This is a genomic window from Salinimicrobium tongyeongense (assembly GCF_026109735.1).
Classification (GTDB): Bacteria; Bacteroidota; Bacteroidia; order Flavobacteriales; family Flavobacteriaceae; genus Salinimicrobium; species Salinimicrobium tongyeongense.
This window is the reverse complement of the sequence record NZ_CP069620.1, coordinates 1,323,503-1,340,710: the sequence shown is the minus strand read 5'-3', so window position 1 is coordinate 1,340,710 and position 17,208 is coordinate 1,323,503. Positions and strand designations below refer to the sequence as shown.

20 protein-coding genes and 1 pseudogene are annotated in these 17,208 nt (G+C 44.6%); 11 read left to right on the top strand and 10 right to left on the bottom strand.

All coding sequences use genetic code 11. From position 1 onward, the window contains the following. The first annotated feature begins 127 nt into the window (after positions 1-127). Both JRG66_RS05910 and JRG66_RS05905 read left to right on the top strand, forming a co-directional pair. Complete coding sequence (locus tag JRG66_RS05910; protein WP_265164901.1) at positions 128-304, top strand: hypothetical protein; 177 nt, start codon at positions 128-130, stop codon at positions 302-304. A gap of 14 nt (positions 305-318) precedes the next feature. Continuing rightward, complete coding sequence (locus tag JRG66_RS05905) at positions 319-2,484, top strand: TonB-dependent receptor (RefSeq protein ID WP_265164900.1); 2,166 nt, start codon at positions 319-321, stop codon at positions 2,482-2,484. A 62-nt stretch (positions 2,485-2,546) separates the two neighbouring features. On the opposite strand, the gene JRG66_RS05900 is transcribed toward JRG66_RS05905, so the two are convergent. After that, a complete protein-coding gene (locus JRG66_RS05900) occupies positions 2,547-2,975 on the bottom strand; it encodes a hypothetical protein (RefSeq protein ID WP_265164899.1) in 429 nt (142 codons plus the stop codon). A gap of 115 nt (positions 2,976-3,090) precedes the next feature. Here JRG66_RS05900 and greA point away from each other — a divergent pair, with 115 nt between their 5' ends. From greA to JRG66_RS05885, 3 genes are all read left to right on the top strand, one after another. Then, positions 3,091-3,567 (top strand): transcription elongation factor GreA, encoded by a 477-nt coding sequence (gene greA, locus JRG66_RS05895; protein ID WP_265164898.1) that lies wholly within the window; start codon positions 3,091-3,093, stop codon positions 3,565-3,567. Between the two features lie 103 nt (positions 3,568-3,670). Next, complete coding sequence (locus JRG66_RS05890; RefSeq protein WP_265164897.1) at positions 3,671-4,060, top strand: HIT family protein; 390 nt, start codon at positions 3,671-3,673, stop codon at positions 4,058-4,060. Continuing rightward, the gene (locus JRG66_RS05885; RefSeq protein WP_265164895.1) at positions 4,060-4,470 is read left to right on the top strand and encodes an acyl-CoA thioesterase; all 411 of its coding nucleotides are present in this window, start codon (positions 4,060-4,062) and stop codon (positions 4,468-4,470) included. Before JRG66_RS05890 ends, JRG66_RS05885 begins: the two co-directional genes overlap by 1 nt. On the opposite strand, the gene JRG66_RS05880 is transcribed toward JRG66_RS05885, so the two are convergent. Further along, positions 4,445-5,614, bottom strand: coding sequence for a sensor histidine kinase (locus JRG66_RS05880; RefSeq protein WP_265164893.1), 1,170 nt, complete (start codon positions 5,612-5,614; stop codon positions 4,445-4,447). The two genes, JRG66_RS05885 and JRG66_RS05880, sit on opposite strands and share 26 nt — an antisense overlap. A 110-nt stretch (positions 5,615-5,724) precedes the next feature. On the opposite strand from JRG66_RS05880, the gene JRG66_RS05875 reads away from it, so the two are divergent. From JRG66_RS05875 to aat, 3 genes are all read left to right on the top strand, one after another. After that, entirely contained in the window at positions 5,725-6,603 is an 879-nt protein-coding gene (locus tag JRG66_RS05875) for a flavin reductase family protein (protein ID WP_265164891.1), read from the top strand. A gap of 1 nt (position 6,604) precedes the next feature. After that, entirely contained in the window at positions 6,605-6,979 is a 375-nt protein-coding gene (locus tag JRG66_RS05870) for a DUF3127 domain-containing protein (protein WP_265164890.1), read from the top strand. A gap of 128 nt (positions 6,980-7,107) precedes the next feature. Next, positions 7,108-7,746, top strand: a complete 639-nt coding sequence (gene aat, locus JRG66_RS05865) for a leucyl/phenylalanyl-tRNA--protein transferase (protein WP_265164889.1) — start codon at positions 7,108-7,110, stop codon at positions 7,744-7,746. A gap of 80 nt (positions 7,747-7,826) precedes the next feature. Here the strand turns inward: aat and JRG66_RS05860 are convergent, their stop codons facing one another. The 7 genes from JRG66_RS05860 to JRG66_RS05830 all read right to left on the bottom strand — a co-directional run bounded on the left by JRG66_RS05860 (position 7,827) and on the right by JRG66_RS05830 (position 12,376). After that, entirely contained in the window at positions 7,827-8,405 is a 579-nt protein-coding gene (locus JRG66_RS05860) for a DNA-3-methyladenine glycosylase I (protein WP_265164888.1), read from the bottom strand. 1 nt (position 8,406) lies between these two features. After that, entirely contained in the window at positions 8,407-8,955 is a 549-nt protein-coding gene (locus JRG66_RS05855; protein WP_265164887.1) for an energy transducer TonB, read from the bottom strand. Positions 8,956-9,142: 187 nt separating this feature from the next. Then, complete coding sequence (truB, locus tag JRG66_RS05850; RefSeq protein WP_265164886.1) at positions 9,143-9,847, bottom strand: tRNA pseudouridine(55) synthase TruB; 705 nt, start codon at positions 9,845-9,847, stop codon at positions 9,143-9,145. A gap of 3 nt (positions 9,848-9,850) precedes the next feature. After that, a complete protein-coding gene (locus JRG66_RS05845; protein WP_265164885.1) occupies positions 9,851-10,651 on the bottom strand; it encodes an undecaprenyl-diphosphate phosphatase in 801 nt (266 codons plus the stop codon). Between the two features lie 2 nt (positions 10,652-10,653). Next, positions 10,654-10,908 (bottom strand): DUF3098 domain-containing protein, encoded by a 255-nt coding sequence (locus JRG66_RS05840; protein WP_265164883.1) that lies wholly within the window; start codon positions 10,906-10,908, stop codon positions 10,654-10,656. Between the two features lie 186 nt (positions 10,909-11,094). After that, on the bottom strand, positions 11,095-11,469 hold the full coding sequence (locus tag JRG66_RS05835) for a GxxExxY protein (RefSeq protein ID WP_265164881.1): 375 nt from the start codon (positions 11,467-11,469) through the stop codon (positions 11,095-11,097). A gap of 28 nt (positions 11,470-11,497) precedes the next feature. Next, the gene (locus JRG66_RS05830) at positions 11,498-12,376 is read right to left on the bottom strand and encodes a cell division protein FtsX (protein WP_265164879.1); all 879 of its coding nucleotides are present in this window, start codon (positions 12,374-12,376) and stop codon (positions 11,498-11,500) included. Positions 12,377-12,528: 152 nt separating this feature from the next. Here JRG66_RS05830 and leuS point away from each other — a divergent pair. Together leuS and JRG66_RS05820 are read left to right on the top strand one after the other, a co-directional pair. Continuing rightward, positions 12,529-15,344, top strand: a pseudogene (gene leuS / locus JRG66_RS05825) (leucine--tRNA ligase). Positions 15,345-15,458: 114 nt separating this feature from the next. Further along, complete coding sequence (locus JRG66_RS05820) at positions 15,459-16,151, top strand: zinc metallopeptidase (protein WP_265164878.1); 693 nt, start codon at positions 15,459-15,461, stop codon at positions 16,149-16,151. A gap of 76 nt (positions 16,152-16,227) precedes the next feature. On the opposite strand, the gene JRG66_RS05815 is transcribed toward JRG66_RS05820, so the two are convergent. Further along, a complete protein-coding gene (locus JRG66_RS05815; RefSeq protein ID WP_265164876.1) occupies positions 16,228-16,740 on the bottom strand; it encodes a ferritin in 513 nt (170 codons plus the stop codon). Between the two features lie 183 nt (positions 16,741-16,923). On the opposite strand from JRG66_RS05815, the gene JRG66_RS05810 reads away from it, so the two are divergent. Continuing rightward, positions 16,924-17,121 carry a hypothetical protein gene (locus tag JRG66_RS05810; protein ID WP_265164875.1) on the top strand — a complete coding sequence of 66 codons (198 nt, stop codon included), beginning with the start codon at positions 16,924-16,926 and terminating at the stop codon, positions 17,119-17,121. Positions 17,122-17,208: the final 87 nt, after the last annotated feature.

Genomic DNA, 17,208 nt, shown 5'->3' with positions numbered 1-17,208 from the left:
CAAGGGACAGGCGAAGAGTTCGCCGTGCAAGTATCATACTCCTGTTGACCCATGGTGGTTTTCAGGATTTTTTATTTTATAACAACAAGAATAACAGCCCCTTTTATTCGTAACCAATTTTTTACGAATGAAACATGTTTTCTTAATCTTCAGTTTTTTTCTTGCCGCAGTAAGCGGTTTTTCACAAGAATTTCAGGTGTCGGGCATAGTGACAAGTGGTGATAAACCCCTTGAAGGTGTCATTGTTAGAGTAGAAGGCTCTTCACAATTCACCCAGACTTCAGCAGGGGGAAGTATTCCCTAAGCCTTCAAGAAGGGGTGCACCATCTCATTTTTTCCTTCGGAAATAAAAAACGGGTGCGCATAGATCTTTCCGAAGATATGGTGCTGAATGTTGATATGAGTGACGCCGAAGAGCTCCTCGATGAGGTGTTTTTATCGGCGGTGCGGGTGAGTGCCGCGTCACCTATTACTTACAGTAACCTTTCTAACGAGGAAATAGCCGATCGCAACCTGGGCCAGGATATTCCCAGCCTTATGCAGTATATGCCGGGAGTGGTCACCACCAGTGATGCCGGTGCCGGAATTGGCTACAGCAGCATTCGCGTGAGGGGAACCGAGGCCCGCGGAATCAATGTTACCATCAATGGGATTCCTTATAACGATGCCGAAAGCCAGGGCACTTTTTGGGTGAACCTGGGCGATTTTGCCTCCTCTGTAGAAGACCTGCAGCTGCAACGAGGCGTGGGAACCTCTACCAACGGGGCCGGTGCCTTTGGTGCGAGTTTGAACATACTTACCGACAGGTATAACTATGAACCTTCGGCCGAGATCGCCAACAGCTTTGGTTCTTACAACACCCAAAAGCACACCGTGAAATTCAGTACAGGGATCTTCAACGATCACTGGGAATTCAACGGAAGGGCTTCAGTAATAAAAAGCGACGGCTATATAGACCGGGCTTCAACCGATCTTAAATCCTACTTTTTCCAGGGCTCTTATATTGGCGAAACCACCCTGGTCAAGGCCCTTAGCTTTGGGGGCAGTGAAGTTACTTACCAGGCCTGGGATGGGATTGACCGCGACCAATTAAAAGAAGACAGGCGCTTTAACCCCGCTGGGGCCTATGAGGATGATCAGGGAAATCTTCGTTTTTACGACAATCACATCGATGATTATAAGCAGGATCACTTCCAGCTGCTCTGGAATGAGCGCTATGGCAATGGCTGGTCTTCAAACATTGCGCTCCACTACACCTACGGGAGAGGCTTCTACGAATCTTATCGCGCAGAAGAAGACCTGGAGGCCTATAATCTGGAGCCATTCACCGCAAATGGGGAAGAGATTACCCAAAGTGACCTGGTTACCAAAAAATGGCTGGTCAATGATTTTTACGGCACAACTTTTAACCTGCAGTACGAGAATGAGAACCTGGAAGTGATTGCCGGTGGCGCCTGGAACAACTATGAAGGAGAGCATTTTGGAGAGGTGGTCTTCACCCGCTTTGCACCCAGCCTGCCTTTACACAGGTACTATGAGAATGATGCTGAAAAAAGTGATTTTAATATCTTCGGAAAGGCCACTTATGCCATTAGTGATAATCTTGCTTTTTATGGCGACCTGCAGCTAAGAAAGATCAATTATGAAGTCAATGGTTTTGAAGAGGAAAACACGCCTTTTATAGTTGACGACAGTCACACTTTTTTTAATCCAAAAGCCGGATTGACCTATGAATTTTCGGAAGCCAGCCGGCTCTATTTCTCCTTTGCACGTGCACATCGCGAGCCTAACCGGTCCGATTATGAAGCGGGTAACCCCGAACCCGAGGAGTTAAATGATTACGAGCTGGGTTGGAGGTTTGCTACAGGTAATTTTCAGCTTAACTCCAATCTTTATTACATGGATTACCGCAACCAGCTTGTGCTAACTGGAGAACTCAACGATGTTGGGGCACCCATTAGGAGGAACAGCGGGAACAGTTACAGGCTGGGCCTTGAACTGGATGCCGTGGTAAGGTTGCATTCAAAATTTAGCTGGCGCCCAAATGTGGCCATTAGCCGGAATAAAAACGACGAGTGGTTCGCCCCCTGGGATGGCGAGCTGCGCAGCTTCGGAAAAACCGATATTTCCTTCTCTCCCGAGATCATTGCCGGGAATATCCTTGAATACCGCCCCGTTGAAGGTTTGGAGATCAAATTCCTCTCAAAATTTGTGGGAGAGCAGTATATGAGCAACCTTGAAAATGAGGCTTCTTTGCTTGAAAGTTACTTTGTGAATGATCTCAACCTGCAGTACACCTGGAAAAATGCGCCGCTTTTTGAAGAGGTGGTGTTCACGGGTTTGATCAATAACATTTTTAGCGAAGAGTACGTATCAAACGGTTACTACTATACTTACGACTGGGATGGGGTCACCTACGATGGCGCCGGTTATTACCCCCAGGCCACCAGGAACTTCCTGGCAGGGCTTACTCTTAGATTCTAAGAAGGTGCCCTTCCAAAAAAGGCATTTTTGAGACCTCTCAAAAATGCCTTTTTTTATGCCTTTTAATTAGAGATTTGTAGCGTGCTTCCCCTTCTTTCAATGCGGTAAACCTGCAGCGCATATTCTCCTGTGCCTTCGGTTTGTTCGCCTGTAATAATGCTGTAGACATTTCCGTCATCACAACCACAGGAAGCAGAAATTCCGTTTACTGTAAGGGCCGAACAGGCCTGCGGCACATGGTTGGGATCGGTAAGTTCATAAGCCAGGTACTGGTCGTTGTTGAGGTTGTAGATCACAATCCCGTTAATGCCGTAGTTTCGGGTGATGAATTTATTTCCGGCGAAATTAAGCTGATTGTATTCAGGGAGGTTGAGGTCAAACTGCACCGAAAAACTCATTTTTGGCAGGTAAGGATTTCGGCGTATCTCATCGTCAGAAGAACATCCTAAAATGATAATAAAGAGGGCTAAAAGCAGGAAAATTCGCTTCATTTTTGTTTTTTTAAAGCTGCCGGATTATAATTGTACTGGATATTTTAATTTAGTATATTTGTGTAAAATCCCGTCGGCGAATGGGATTTTTTCTATTTATATAAACGACGAAGTTATGAGTAAAGTATCATATTATACTGCAGATGGCCTTAAAAAACTTAGAGATGAGCTCAATCAATTAAAGGATGTTGAGCGGCCAAAAGCTTCGCAGGCTATTGCTGAAGCTCGTGATAAAGGTGATCTTAGTGAAAATGCCGAGTATGATGCCGCAAAGGAAGCCCAGGGTTTGCTTGAAATGAAAATTGCAAAACTGGAAGAAATATATGCCAATGCAAGGTTGATTGATGAGTCGCAGCTTGACACTTCAAAGGCCCTGGTGCATTCTACAGTGAAAATTAAAAATGTGACCAACGGGGCCGAAGTGAAATACAAACTGGTTGCCCAAAGTGAAGCCGACCTTAAGGCAGGAAAGATCTCTGTAGACAGTCCCATTGGAAAAGGATTGCTTGGAAAGAAAGTAGGTGAGATTGCCGAAGTGCAGGTGCCGTCGGGAACCATGAAATTTGAAATCCTTGAGATCACCCGTGAGTAAAAGGTGTCAAAAATGTCATTTTTAAAGTCCTTTCTTCGGAAAGGATTTTTTTATGCCGTTTTCTGCTGAAAATCTTAACTTGTTACCTCTAAAATTTAATATTATGCCCAGCATTTTTACAAAGATCGTCAATGGAGAAATTCCCGCTTACAAAGTTGCAGAAACCGATAAATTCCTGGCTTTTCTCGATGTACGCCCAAATGCAAAGGGACACACCCTGTGCATCCCGAAAGAAGAGGTGAACAAGCTCTTTGACCTCGATGAAGAAACTTATATGCAACTTATGGCCTTTTCTAGAAAAGTTGCAAAGGGGATTGAAAAAGCCGTGCCCTGTAAGAGAGTAGGGGTGGCCGTGGTTGGCCTTGAAGTGCCGCATGTGCATGTGCACCTCATTCCTCTAAACAGCATGGGCGATATGAACTTTGCCCAGAGTGTTGAACTTAGTGAAGCGGAGTTTCAGCAAATCGCCAACGATATTAAAGCCAGTATTTAGTGGAACATGCAGATTATAAACTGTCGCTGGACCTTCGGATCGATTTCAGCGATCTCGATATGTACCGGCACGTTAATAACCTCACCTTTATAAGGTTCTTACAATCTGGCAGGGTGAATTTCTGGGAGGCTACCGGGCTTACCAATCTCCTTTCAGAATCTAACAAAGGCGCTATCCTGGTTTCCACGCACTGCGATTTCAAGAAATCGCTGTTCTACCCTGGTACGGCCACGGTTAAGACAAAACTGGCCTACATCAGGAACAGCAGCTTTGCCCTCGATCAATTGATCCTGAATGAAAAAGGCGAAGTTTGTGCCGAAGGCAGGGACATTGCCGTTTTCTTCGACTTTGATGAAGATAAGGCCCTGCCCATTCCGCCTGAACTCAGGATGGTGATGCAGCAGTTTTGATTTTGTGAAGCTGGATCTCAATGGTAGTGCCTTTGTTGATCTCGCTTCGCAATACTTTTATCCTTCCGCCGTGGTATTTCTCTATGATCCTTTTGGAGAGGGACAAGCCAAGGCCCCAGCCTCTTTTTTTCGTGGTAAAGCCGGGTTCAAAAATGCGTTTGAACTTGCTTTTTGGAATTCCTTTTCCGGTGTCGCTGACCCTTACTTGCACCTTTTTTGAATCCTGCTTCAGTTTGATTTCCAGCTCTCCTTTCCCCTTCATGGCATCTATGGCGTTTCTCACCAGGTTCTCTATGGTCCAGCTGTAGAGCTGGGCGTTGAGGTTTACCGGGATCTTTTCCGCAGGAAGATCGAGTTTAAATTTGATGAGCTTTGAACTCCGCGCTTTCAGGTATTCAAAAGAGTCCCTTGTCTTTTCTACAATGTCTTCGGGTTCCAGGGTTGGCGCCGATCCTATTTTAGAGAAACGTTCGGTGATGGTTTTTAGTCGGTCTACATCTTTTTCAATTTCAGTGATGTAATACCTGTTCACATTTTCTTCTTTTAAAATTTCTGTCCAGCCTATGAGTGAAGAGAGCGGGGTGCCAATCTGGTGCGCCGTCTCTTTGGCCATACCGGCCCATAACTTGTTTTGTTCGCTGCTTTTTGTGGTCCTGTAGAAAAAATAGATAACGGCAATGAAGAGGATAATGATAACGATGAGGGCCAGCGGATAATACTTCAGCTTGTTGAGCATAGGGGAATTTCCGTAGTAAACCCTGTTGACCCTTCCCTCACCAAGGTCCATTTCTATAGGTTCATTGGTACTTTTAAGGGAAAGCAGGTATTGCTGAAGCTCTTCTTCGCTGGCCATGATCTCGGCAGGTATGTTCATGGCATCTACAATCTTCCCGTTGTCGTCTACCAGGATGGTGGGAATGCTCGAGTTGCTGTTGATGATCTCCAGGTAAAGATCAAGGCCGGTATCTGTATCTACCTGGTCAAGATATACCTGCGCCGAAGCCCAGATGTTCATTTTTACCCGTTCTTCTTCCTTGATACGCTGAAAGAAAGCTACCGCATTCCACACAATAAGGCTTACAATGACGAGCGAAGTAACGATGATGAACCAGCGGCGAAAGTTTCGTTTGTCTGAAAACCTCATGAAGGCAGGGCTTAAATTGCGTTTAAAGATAATCGTTTTAAGCAACTTATTATTGTGTGGCCAATTTTTCATCTCTTCCGGGTTTCGTTACCTTTGCCAAAATCTCGAGCATGCTTAGCATAGATCCTAAAAAAGTTCCCGTAGCACAATTGCACCAGTACCTGCTGGGAGCAGTAGGGCCAAGGCCCATAGCTTTTGCCAGCACCCTCGATAAAGAGGGAAGGCCAAACTTGTCACCCTTCAGTTTCTTCAATGTGTTTGGGTCAAACCCTCCAATTCTCATATTTTCTCCCGCCCGCCGCGGAAGGGACAATACCGTGAAGCACACCTATAACAATTCAAAAGCCACGGGAGAAGTGGTGATCAACGTGGTGAATTATGATCTGGTGCAGCAGGTTTCACTCTCGAGTACCGAATATGCCGAAGGGGTGAATGAATTTGTGAAAGTAGGGCTTACTATGCTAAAGTCGGATATAGTAAAGCCCTTCAGGGTGAAGGAATCGCCGGTGCAGTTCGAGTGCAGGATTAATGAGATCGTAGAAACCGGAAGTGAAGGCGGTGCCGGGAATCTGGTGATTTGTGAGGTGCTAAAAATGCATATTCGCGAAGATATTTTAGATGAAAAAGGCTATATTGACCAGCACAAAATTGACCTGGTAGCACGCATGGGAGGCAACTGGTACACCCGCGCCACGCCTGGAATGTTCGAGGTGCCAAAGCCTTTGCAGACTTTGGGAATAGGAGTTGATGCCATAGCCAAAGAGGTGCGCAACAGCAAGTATTTATCGGGCAACGATCTTGGGAAACTGGGAAATGTGGAACGCCTTCCCACCGCCGGCGAAGTTCAAGAATTACTCGACAGTGATTCCCGGCTTTCAGCACTGGTGAAAGAAGCCGGTGAAGAAAAGCTGCATTTAACTGCAAAAGAATATTTAGAAAAAGACGACCCGGCAACAGCCTGGAAAATATTATTAGCAAAATACGTTTGATATGGAAGTACAAGGAAAAATTAAGATGATTGGACAAACCCAAACCTTTGGGAACAACGGGTTTAGAAAGAGAGAAGTGGTAGTGACAACAGAGGAGCAGTACCCACAGCATATACTTGTAGAATTTGTGCAGGATAAATGTGAACTTTTGAACAACTATGCGGTGGGGCAGCCTGTAAAGATAGGGGTGAACCTGCGCGGCCGCGAATGGGTGAACCCACAGGGAGAAACCAAATATTTCAACTCAATACAGGGGTGGAGAATAGAAAATCTTGCAGCTCAAAATCAGGGGGGAGGAGCTCCTGTACCACCGGCAGATCAATTTGAACCGGCCAGTAATTTAAACGACGAAGATTACGACGATCTGCCTTTTTAATTGAATTATAAAATAGATAGTGAAAACCCCTTTTCTGAAGAATTGGGGTTTTTTCTTTTCTGAAGCGATGGGAAAAATCAGAGTTATCAATTTGTTTTATTTTTACTCTCGAAAAAAGATTAGCGTTTTTGATATTTTTGAGACCCCAGGACGATTTTCCTTCAGTAGAGAAGGCTACGGCAGAAGGCCTGCTGGCTTATGGCGGTGACTTATCACCACAAAGGCTGCTGGATGCCTATTCCCGCGGAATTTTTCCCTGGTTTGATGAAGATCAGCCTGTTTTGTGGTGGAGCCCCGATCCCCGGATGGTATTGTTTCCCGAAAACCTGAAGGTCTCCAAAAGCATGAAGCAGCTGCTGAAAAAGAATGCTTTTGAAGTGAGTTTTAATTCGGCTTTTTCAGAAGTCATTGAGCAGTGTGCAAAGATCTACCGGCCGGGACAGCCCGGCACCTGGATCACCCCCGAAATGCAGCAGGCCTACCTGGCCCTTCACCAAAAAGGGGTGGCGGTTTCTGTAGAAGTCTGGAAAGAGAACGAACTCGTGGGCGGGCTTTACGGGGTTTACCTGAGGGAAAAGAAAATCTTTTGCGGGGAAAGCATGTTTTCAAAAGTCAGTAACGCCTCAAAATACGGATTTATCAAGCTGGTTCAGAAACTTCGGCAGGAGGGCGTGCGTTTAATTGATTGCCAGATCTATACCTCTCATCTCGCCAGCCTGGGCGCCGCCGAAATCCCCAGGAGCCTTTTCCTGGAATACCTGAGGTAAAGCCGAAGAATTTCCGTGATAATTAAAGTTCAGAAATAGCTTCCAAAAATGCCATTTTTGGCAGCTCATTCCGTCGTGCCTTAAGAGAGGTTTTTAACTTCCTGATGCCTGAAGCATTCCGCAACATGGTCATTTACCATGCCCGTGGCCTGCATGTGGGCATAGACCACGGTGGGGCCAACAAATTTAAAGCCCCGCTTCTTAAGGTCTTTACTCAGTTTTTCGCTTATCGCGGTGGTTGGCGGCACTTCAGCTAAGTTTTGCCGGTCATTTTGAATGGGGCTGCCGTCTACAAAGCTCCAGATGTACCTGGAAAAACTTCCAAATTCTTCCTGAACCCTCATAAAAGCCTGCGCGTTGGTAATTGCGGCACGAATTTTTGCACCATGCCGAATTATCCCACTGTTCTCCAGCAGTTCGGCTTGTTTAGCTTCAGAATAAGTGGCTATTTTCTCATAGTCGAAATTGTCAAAAGCCTTTCTGAAATTTTCCCTTTTCCGAAGAATAGTGATCCAGCTTAAACCCGCCTGAAAGGTTTCCAGCATCAAGAACTCGAAAATTTTGGCATCGTCTTTTAAAGGAACGCCCCATTCCCGGTCGTGATATTCTTCGTAAAGCGAATCGCCTACACACCAGCTGCAACGTGTTTTTTCTTCCATATTAATTCTGAAAATTATAGGTTATGGTACCGGGCTGCGCATTTCTCCCGGCCTGTTGACTGAATTTGGCATCTGCCGCATACCTCATCGCCATGTTGGTGAGGCATTCGTTGGTGCTGCCCGAAGCATTTTTGTTAATAGAGGTTTTCACCACGTCTCCCGTGGCGTTCACGGTGATGTTCACCACAATCCTGCCCGAAGTATCACAGGTGTAAATGGGGTTTGGGATATTTATCGCCCTGCGGCCTACGAGTGAGAACGAAATAGAACTATTTCTTATGCTGCCTTTTTTTACCGCTGTTTCTGTACTGGTGTTATTTCCTTCTGACGCCTCTTTTTTCTCCTCTTTCCTGCTGTTGTTCAGCGCAAATTCCCCCTGGGAAGATTCGGCAGCTTCTGCTTCGGAAGCTTCCTGTTGTGCGGCATTCTTCTGAAATATCTCCTCTAACCTCGACTCCAGGTTACTTTCGCTTTCTTCCTGGTTCTGGTTGAATGCCTGGTGGGTTTGCACGCTAGGCCTTGGGGGGCGAGGGGGTTCAGGTTCTGGCACCTCTTCTTGTTGAGGGGTTGCTGCTCTTCGGGGGCTGGCGTGGTGGCCAGGTTGTTGAGCTCAATGAGTGTCTCCCGGATCTTTTTAGATTCGTTCGAGATCCTGATATTATACATAAGGAGCATTAATATCGAAAAGATAAGTACCGTAATGATCAATGCCTTATGTCGATCGAAAAAATCCATTTTTAAGTTCCTTCCTTCCCCGAAAGATACTCATTTACAAACGAATCTACTGTTAAGGCATTTGCAAGGCTATAGTCGCCAATACGGGTGCGGCGCAGGGACGAGAGGTAAGCGCCACTGTTGAGTTCGCGGCCAAAATCGTGAGCTAGGCTTCTAATGTAGGTGCCTTTGCTGCACACCACCCTAAAATGCACTTTTTGACGATCGATTTTGGTGATCTCAAATTCAGAAATGTTAACGCTGCGGGTTGGGATCTCAACTTCCTCCCCGCTTCGGGCATATTCGTAAAGCCTTTTTCCGTCTTTTTTTAATGCTGAAAATACCGGTGGCCTTTGCTGAATATCTCCCAAAAATGCTTTTGTTGCTTCATGGATTCTTTCCGTAGTGAGGTGGTCTATGGGAAAAGTTTCATCAACTTCAGTCTCCATATCATAAGAAGGCGTGGTTGCCCCTAAAGTAAAGCTGCCGGTGTATTCTTTTTCCTGCCCCTGAAGGCTTTCAATAAGTTTGGTGGATTTTCCGGTACACAGGATGAGCAAACCCGTAGCTAGAGGATCTAAAGTACCTGCGTGGCCTACCTTGATTTTTTTGATCCTGAAGTTCTTCCGTATAAGCCATCTCACCTTGTTTACCAGCTGGAAGGAAGTCCATTCCAGGGGTTTGTCGAATAGGAGGATTTGTCCGGCTTTGAATTCTTCTTCAGTCATTATTTATCGGGCATAGAAATATTGGTAGATAATGGCTATTGCGCCAACGATGAAGCAGTAGATGGCAAAGTAGGTAAGTTTGCTTTTACGCACCAGCGCGATCATCCAGGTACAGGCGGCAAAACCGGCAACAAAGGCAGCAATGAAACCTGCCAGTAGCGGAATGGGTTCAATAGTGGTGTTGGTGAGGTCTCCGCTTAGAAGGTCTTTGGCAATCTTTCCCAAAATGAGGGGCACTACCATTAAAAATGAGAAGCGCGCAGCTTTAGATTTGTCGTTGCCAAGTAACACTGAAGTAGATATGGTGGCCCCACTTCTTGAAATACCCGGTAAAATGGCAATGGCCTGTGCCAGTCCTATGATTAAACTGTCTTTGTAGCTTACGATCTTTCCGGTGTTTTTTGCACGATCGGCCAGCCATAACAGCAGGGAAGTAATGATAAGCATGAAGCCCACAAAGGTGAGGTTTCCACCAAAGAGGGACTCCAGTTCTTCTTCAAATGCCAGGCCCACAATTACTGCGGGGATCATGGATATGATGATTTTGAGAGAAAACTTTGTTTCGTCGTTCCAGCGGAAGGAAAACAGGCCGCGGAAGATCTCAGCCACGTCTTTCCTGAAGACTACAATGGTACTCAAAGCGGTTGCAAAGTGAAGAACCACGGTGATCATTAGAGATTCTTCGGGGATACTCTGGCTCCCCAGCAGTGCTTTTCCAATTTCGAGGTGTCCGCTAGATGAAACAGGCAAAAATTCGGTTAGTCCCTGGATGATTCCAAGGAATACAGCATCAATAATTTCCATTCTTATTTTCGGGGGTTGAGAAGAATTGCGTAGACTTCAATAGCAAATCCCAGCAGCACCAGGGCCGGCGCGAGCCTTATTCTTCTAAAGCTATATATTTCAGGATTAAATACGTTGGGATCGTCACTGCCGCCACCGGCCATAAGAATAAATCCGAGGGCTATAACTGCCAGGCCTATTCCCATTACAACGTAGTTCTTCTTTTCGAAGACGAAATTAAGATCCTGCCTGTGTAAAGGTTTTTTGTTCTTGTTCATTTGTTCTTTGTTTTTGGCCACAATCGCAGAAAATAATTAAGGTGTCAAAAATAGCATTTTTAGATCTGTTTTAATAATACAACTTTTCCTTTTAAAAAGTTTGCCACAGATACACGGATATCTTTTTAGTGTTCCTCTTAAAATGGGAGAAAAAATCTCTTCTGCCTTACCTCCTTTTCTTTTTTCTCAGAGGATAATTCTATGATGTATTAATTTGTCGCCTTCAAAATTGGCTAAAATTGCTAACTTAAGTTTAGAAATTTTTAAATAGTTCAGGCATTGAGCCATATGGGATTCGTGCAAATGGGTAGCAGATTTTAACTCCAGAATTATCTTTCCGAAGACTACAAAATCGGCGTAGAAATGATGAGGTAGAATTGTGTCTTTATAATGAACCTGATATTTCTTCTCCCTTTCATAAGGAATATTCCGCATCTTCAATTCGTATTCTACTGCATCTGAATAAACTACTTCAAGGAAGCCACCACCTAATTCATTGTGCACATCGAACAGGACTCCAATTATTTGATATGTTAGATCTTTATAAAGGAAATCCCCCATTTTTATCTGTGTATCTGTGGCCTAAGATTTAATAATACAACTCATCGGTCTTTAAATTCAGGAAGCGCTGGGTGGCAAAAAAGGTACTTAGCCAGGTGATTATCGCGCCCATGAGGAATATTCCGAAGAACAGGGCGGCCAAAATGCTCATATCGCTTAGGAGTTCAAGTTCAGGGAAGCTTTTGTCCATATAATACAGTACAATGGCCATTCCTATTAGTGCAATAAACGCTCCTATCATGCCCAGTTTGACGCTCTTCAGAATAAATGGCCTTCTAATAAACCTTTTTGTAGCGCCAACCATTTGCATGGTCTTGATAATAAACCTTTTTGAATATACCGAAAGCCTTATGGAACTGTTGATCAACAACACGGCGATAAAAGTGAAAATGGCACTTATGGCCAGTACCCAAAAACTGATCTTGGTGACATTCTCATTCAAAAGGGAAATTAAAGGCTTGTCATAAACCACTTCATCTACAAAGTTCTTTGCAGTTAATTCTTCGGCAATCTGGTCTATTTCGCCAGAGGTAATATAATCTGCCTTAAAATAAACATCAATAGAATTTTGCAGCGGATTGTAACCCAGAAACTCCATGAAATCTTCGCCAATTTCCTTGCTGTGGGCCTCGGCTGCTTCTTCTTTGGTCACATAAGTGGTAGATTTGGTATACTCGGCCAGGGCCAGGGTCTTGTTGAGCTGGGTGATCTCTACTTCTTTTGCAGTATCTTTCAGGTAAATGGTAAGGGCGATCTGCTCCTTGAAATGATCGGCTATTTTTTTGGTGTTGAGCACTAAAAGCCCCAATAAGCCGAGTAAAAAAAGGACCAGGGCGATACTGATCACGACTGAAAAATAAGAGGAAATAAGACGTCTTTTTTGATATTTTTCAAAAGATGAACTCATAGGGCGGCTGCGTAAATTTGTGTAAAAATAAGAAAGTAAATCAATCCCTTTCTTTAAAACGCCCAAACTTTTCACTTTCGTACATTAACCGTATTTTTGCCCTTCCCTGAAGGTTTCGGGGCAATGTAATAACGTGACGCTGAATCTGTAAAATGAGGTACAACTTCAACCAAATTGAAAAAAAATGGCAGGAGTACTGGGCAAAGCACCAGACTTTCAAAGCTGAGAATAATTCTGATAAACCCAAATATTATGTACTCGATATGTTTCCTTATCCTTCGGGGCAGGGCTGCACGTGGGCCATCCGCTTGGGTATATTGCCAGTGATATCTATGCGCGTTTTAAGCGGCATAAAGGCTTTAATGTGCTGCACCCACAGGGATACGATAGTTTTGGACTTCCTGCAGAGCAGTATGCGATCCAGACCGGGCAGCATCCTGCGCTTACCACAGAGGCAAACATCAACCGCTACAGGGAGCAGCTCGACCAGATAGGTTTCTCCTTTGACTGGAGCCGGGAAGTGCGCACCAGCGAGCCAGATTATTATAAATGGACACAGTGGATCTTTATTCAGCTCTTTGACTCGTGGTATGACCATGATGCTGAAAAGGCACGGCCTATTGCCGAACTGGAACAGATTTTTGCTGCGGAAGGGAATAGTGGTGTAAATGCTGCCTGTGATGACGATGTGGAGGAGTTTACGCAAACACAATGGAATAATTTCTCTTCGGAAGAAAAACAAAAGCAATTGCTGAAGTACAGGCTAACCTATCTTGCTGAAACCGAAGTAAACTGGTGCCCGCAATTAGGAACTGTACTGGCCAATGACGAGATAGTGAACGGGGTTTCCGAAAGGGGAGGTTATCCGGTGATCAGGAAAAAAATGACCCAGTGGAGCATGCGTATCTCAGCTTATGCTGAAAGGTTGCTGCAGGGGCTGAATGAACTTGACTGGACCGAAAGTTTAAAGGAGAGTCAGCGGAACTGGATTGGGAAATCGGTGGGAGCGCTGGTCGAGTTCAAGGTTCAAGGTTCAAAGTTCAAGGTTCCAGTTTTCACTACAAGACCCGACACGATCTATGGGGTGACCTTCATGACCCTGGCACCAGAACACGAGCTGGTGGAGAAGATCACTACTCCTGAACATAAAGAACAGGTAGAGGCATATATCGAAGCTACAGCAAAACGTAGTGAGCGTGAGAGAATGGCCGATGTTAAAACCATTAGCGGGGTTTTCACCGGCGCTTATGCCGAGCACCCTTTTACTAAAGAGCCGGTGCCAATCTGGATTGGAGATTACGTTTTGGCCGGATATGGAACAGGGGCCGTTATGGCAGTGCCATGTGGCGACCAAAGGGATTACGAGTTTGCCAAGCATTTTGACCTGCCCATCAGGAATATTTTTGAGAATGTAGATATTTCTGAAGAAGCTTTTTCGGGCAAGGAAGGCACTGTGATCGCAAATTCAGATTTCCTTGACGGACTCGAATACAAAGCCGCCCTTCAAAAAGCCATTTTAGAGCTCGAAAAAATTGGGCAGGGGAAAGGAAAAACTAATTACAGGCTTAGAGATGCGGTGTTTAGCCGACAAAGATATTGGGGTGAGCCATTTCCGGTTTATTATGTGAATGGGCTTCCGCAGATGATCGAAAAAGAGCATTTGCCGCTGCGTCTTCCGGAAGTAGAAAAATATTTGCCAACAGAGACCGGGGAGCCGCCATTAGGAAATGCCACTACCTGGGCCTGGGATACAGAGAAGAATGAAGTTGTAGAGAATTCGCAGATCGACCACAAAACTGTTTTTCCTCTTGAACTGAACACCATGCCCGGCTGGGCAGGTAGTTCATGGTACCTCTTCAGGTATATGGACCCTCAAAATGAAGAATGCTTTGCTTCCGAAGAAGCTCTGCAATACTGGAAAAATGTAGACCTGTATATTGGAGGAAGCGAACACGCCACAGGGCACCTGTTATACTCCCGGTTCTGGACAAAATTTTTGAAAGACAGAGGCTTTTTGTCTGTTGAAGAACCTTTTAAAAAACTGATCAACCAGGGGATGATCCTTGGAACCAGTGCTTTTGTTTACAGGTTGGAGGGAGAAAATAAATTTGTCTCCAGGAAATTAGCTGAAGCACATAATGTGCAGCCAATTCATGCCGATGTTTCTTTGGTCAATGCTTCGGATGAACTGGATATTGAAGCTTTCAAAAAATGGAGACCCGAGTTCGCCGATGCCGAATTCATCACCGAAGACGGGAAATATATTGTAGGCCGTGAGGTGGAGAAAATGTCAAAATCCAAGTACAATGTGGTCAACCCCGATGATATTTGTGAAGACTACGGCGCCGATACTTTGAGGATGTACGAGATGTTTTTAGGGCCGCTGGAACAGGCAAAACCCTGGAATACCGCCGGGATTACCGGAGTGCATAACTTCCTGAAGAAGCTTTGGAACCTGTACCACGACCAGGAGAACAATTTTGCCGTGAGTGACGGGAAAGCTTCGGCCGATTCCTTTAAGACCCTGCACAAGACCATTAAAAAGGTGACAGAGGATATTGAAAACTTCAGCTTTAATACTTCCGTTAGTACATTTATGATATGCGTTAACGAACTTACCTCTCAAAAATGCCATTTTAGAGAGGTGTTGGAACCGCTTGCCATTCTCATTGCACCTTATGCGCCGCATATTTCCGAAGAACTTTGGCGAAAGCTGGGGCATGACACGTCGGTCACTACGGCAGCATACCCGGTTTACGAGGAAAAATATTTAGTGGAAAGTACTAAGGAATACCCTATTTCTTTTAACGGAAAGATGCGTTTTACCCTTGAACTGCCCCTCGATATGAGTAAAGATGAAATTGAAAAAACGGTAATGGCACACGAAAAGACACAGCAACAGCTGGATGGCAGGCTGCCAAAAAAGGTAATTGTAGTGCCGGGAAAAATTGTGAATATAGTAGGGTAAATTCCGGTTTAAGTCGCAGCAGCAGCGGAATGCGACAAAAGTTCACATTTTGTTCCCGAAAATAAATTGGCCGACTTTTTGTTATAACGTTTCAACAAAATAACCTTTAAAACTATGATAGGATATTATATTATCGCCGGGCTCATCTTTGTAGTGAGTCTTTATGTGAGTAATAAATTAAAAAGTAAATTCAGGCATTACTCTAAGGTGCATCTTCAAAACGGCATGAGTGGCCGTGAGATCGCCGAACAAATGCTTCGAGATAATGGGATTACCGATGTAAGAGTAATTTCAACACCGGGACAATTGACAGATCATTACAATCCGTCAAAAAAGACAGTGAACCTTAGTGAGGCAGTTTATACACAACGCAATGCCGCCGCGGCAGCAGTTGCCGCTCACGAGTGCGGCCATGCCATACAACATGCAAAGGCTTATAGCTGGTTGCAAATGAGAAGTAAACTAGTACCTGTTGTACAGGTAGCTTCCCAGTTTTCGCAGTGGGCTATCTTTGGTGGGTTGATCTTGATGACCATGGTTTCGGTGGGAATTGGGCAAACAGTACTGTTGGGCGGTATTATTCTCTACGCAATGGGAACGCTGTTTAGCTTTATCACGCTGCCTGTAGAATATGACGCGAGTAAAAGAGCTTTAGTTTGGTTGGAGACAGCAAACATGCTGAATTCACAGGAGCACAAAGCTGCTGAAGACTCCCTGAAATGGGCCGCCCGTACCTATGTGGTAGCTGCCATTGGCTCTCTCGCTACCCTGCTTTACTTCCTGAGTATTTATTTAGGTAGGGAATAGATAAGAACACGATATTAAAAAAAAGAGGCTGTCCAAAAAGACAGCCTCTTTTTTTTAACCGGTAAAGAACTACAGTTTAGTCGTGCTTAATTCGCTCATCAATGAACTTAAGCGCAATTCCGTCTGTGCCCATAAGGTCGAACATTTCGAGGATTCTGCGGAACTGGTTTTCTTCCTCCATTTGTTCCTGTACGAACCATTGCAGGAAGTTTTCTGATCCGTAATCCTGCACTTTGCGGCAACGGGTCACTATATTATTTATAGATTTCGTGATCTGGATCTCCTGGTCTAATGCGGTCTCAAATATTTCCTGAAGTGAATTGTACTCGTGGTTGATGTTATTGACTTCGGGAGAATAAGCGGTGCCACCGTTATCATTGATGAAGTTGAAGATTTTGAGCATGTGCTCCCTTTCTTCGGCTGATTGTTTATAGAAGAATTCGGCACTATTCGTTAGTCCGTTGTGGTCACACCAGGAAGCCATGGCAAGATAAACTGCTGCGGAATGCGCTTCTTTCGAGATCTGCTCATTAAGCAGGTCCATCACATCTACATTAATTCCTATTTTTTGCCTTACTATATCTTTCATATGTATTCTTTTTTCTAAAAATACGAAAAGAAATGAGCTTTTTAAGAGAGAAGCCGAATTTATACTTGATCTAAATTCAAAGATGGCTTAGTAGCTTACCAGAGAGTTCAACTCCAGGACGCCAAACGTTGACCTTAAAAGCTCTTTTAAGTCAATGACCTGTAGGGTGTCAAAAACGAATAAATGTTCCCGGTTACAAAGGCTGATAATTTCAATGCCGCTGTAGTTAAGGTCTTTATCGAAGTGAGAAGAGATATCGATGCGCTGTATTTTCTGTCTCATCGCCAAAAGCTGGCAAAAACTGAATTTTACCTGCTTATGGCCGAAGTCAATATAGAAGCAACGACTGCGATCGCACTGGTAAGAGGCAAAGTAATATGATTTATACAGCAGGTTCATTCGGAAGCAAATGTATGTCTTATTCAGAATTGATCCAAATAAACCTTAATAAAACTCCAAAAACCTGAT

Coding starts and splice junctions, on each gene's coding strand:
- JRG66_RS05910 (WP_265164901.1), top strand. CDS start 128: ATGAAACATGTTTTCTTAATCTTCAGTTTTTTTCTTGCCGCAGTAAGC.
- JRG66_RS05900 (WP_265164899.1), bottom strand. CDS start 2,975: ATGAAGCGAATTTTCCTGCTTTTAGCCCTCTTTATTATCATTTTAGGA.
- greA (WP_265164898.1), top strand. CDS start 3,091: ATGAGTAAAGTATCATATTATACTGCAGATGGCCTTAAAAAACTTAGA.
- JRG66_RS05890 (WP_265164897.1), top strand. CDS start 3,671: ATGCCCAGCATTTTTACAAAGATCGTCAATGGAGAAATTCCCGCTTAC.
- JRG66_RS05880 (WP_265164893.1), bottom strand. CDS start 5,614: ATGAGGTTTTCAGACAAACGAAACTTTCGCCGCTGGTTCATCATCGTT.
- JRG66_RS05875 (WP_265164891.1), top strand. CDS start 5,725: ATGCTTAGCATAGATCCTAAAAAAGTTCCCGTAGCACAATTGCACCAG.
- JRG66_RS05870 (WP_265164890.1), top strand. CDS start 6,605: ATGGAAGTACAAGGAAAAATTAAGATGATTGGACAAACCCAAACCTTT.
- JRG66_RS05860 (WP_265164888.1), bottom strand. CDS start 8,405: ATGGAAGAAAAAACACGTTGCAGCTGGTGTGTAGGCGATTCGCTTTAC.
- truB (WP_265164886.1), bottom strand. CDS start 9,847: ATGACTGAAGAAGAATTCAAAGCCGGACAAATCCTCCTATTCGACAAA.
- JRG66_RS05845 (WP_265164885.1), bottom strand. CDS start 10,651: ATGGAAATTATTGATGCTGTATTCCTTGGAATCATCCAGGGACTAACC.
- JRG66_RS05840 (WP_265164883.1), bottom strand. CDS start 10,908: ATGAACAAGAACAAAAAACCTTTACACAGGCAGGATCTTAATTTCGTC.
- JRG66_RS05835 (WP_265164881.1), bottom strand. CDS start 11,469: ATGGGGGATTTCCTTTATAAAGATCTAACATATCAAATAATTGGAGTC.
- JRG66_RS05830 (WP_265164879.1), bottom strand. CDS start 12,376: ATGAGTTCATCTTTTGAAAAATATCAAAAAAGACGTCTTATTTCCTCT.
- JRG66_RS05820 (WP_265164878.1), top strand. CDS start 15,459: ATGATAGGATATTATATTATCGCCGGGCTCATCTTTGTAGTGAGTCTT.
- JRG66_RS05815 (WP_265164876.1), bottom strand. CDS start 16,740: ATGAAAGATATAGTAAGGCAAAAAATAGGAATTAATGTAGATGTGATG.
- JRG66_RS05810 (WP_265164875.1), top strand. CDS start 16,924: ATGTTCCCGGTTACAAAGGCTGATAATTTCAATGCCGCTGTAGTTAAG.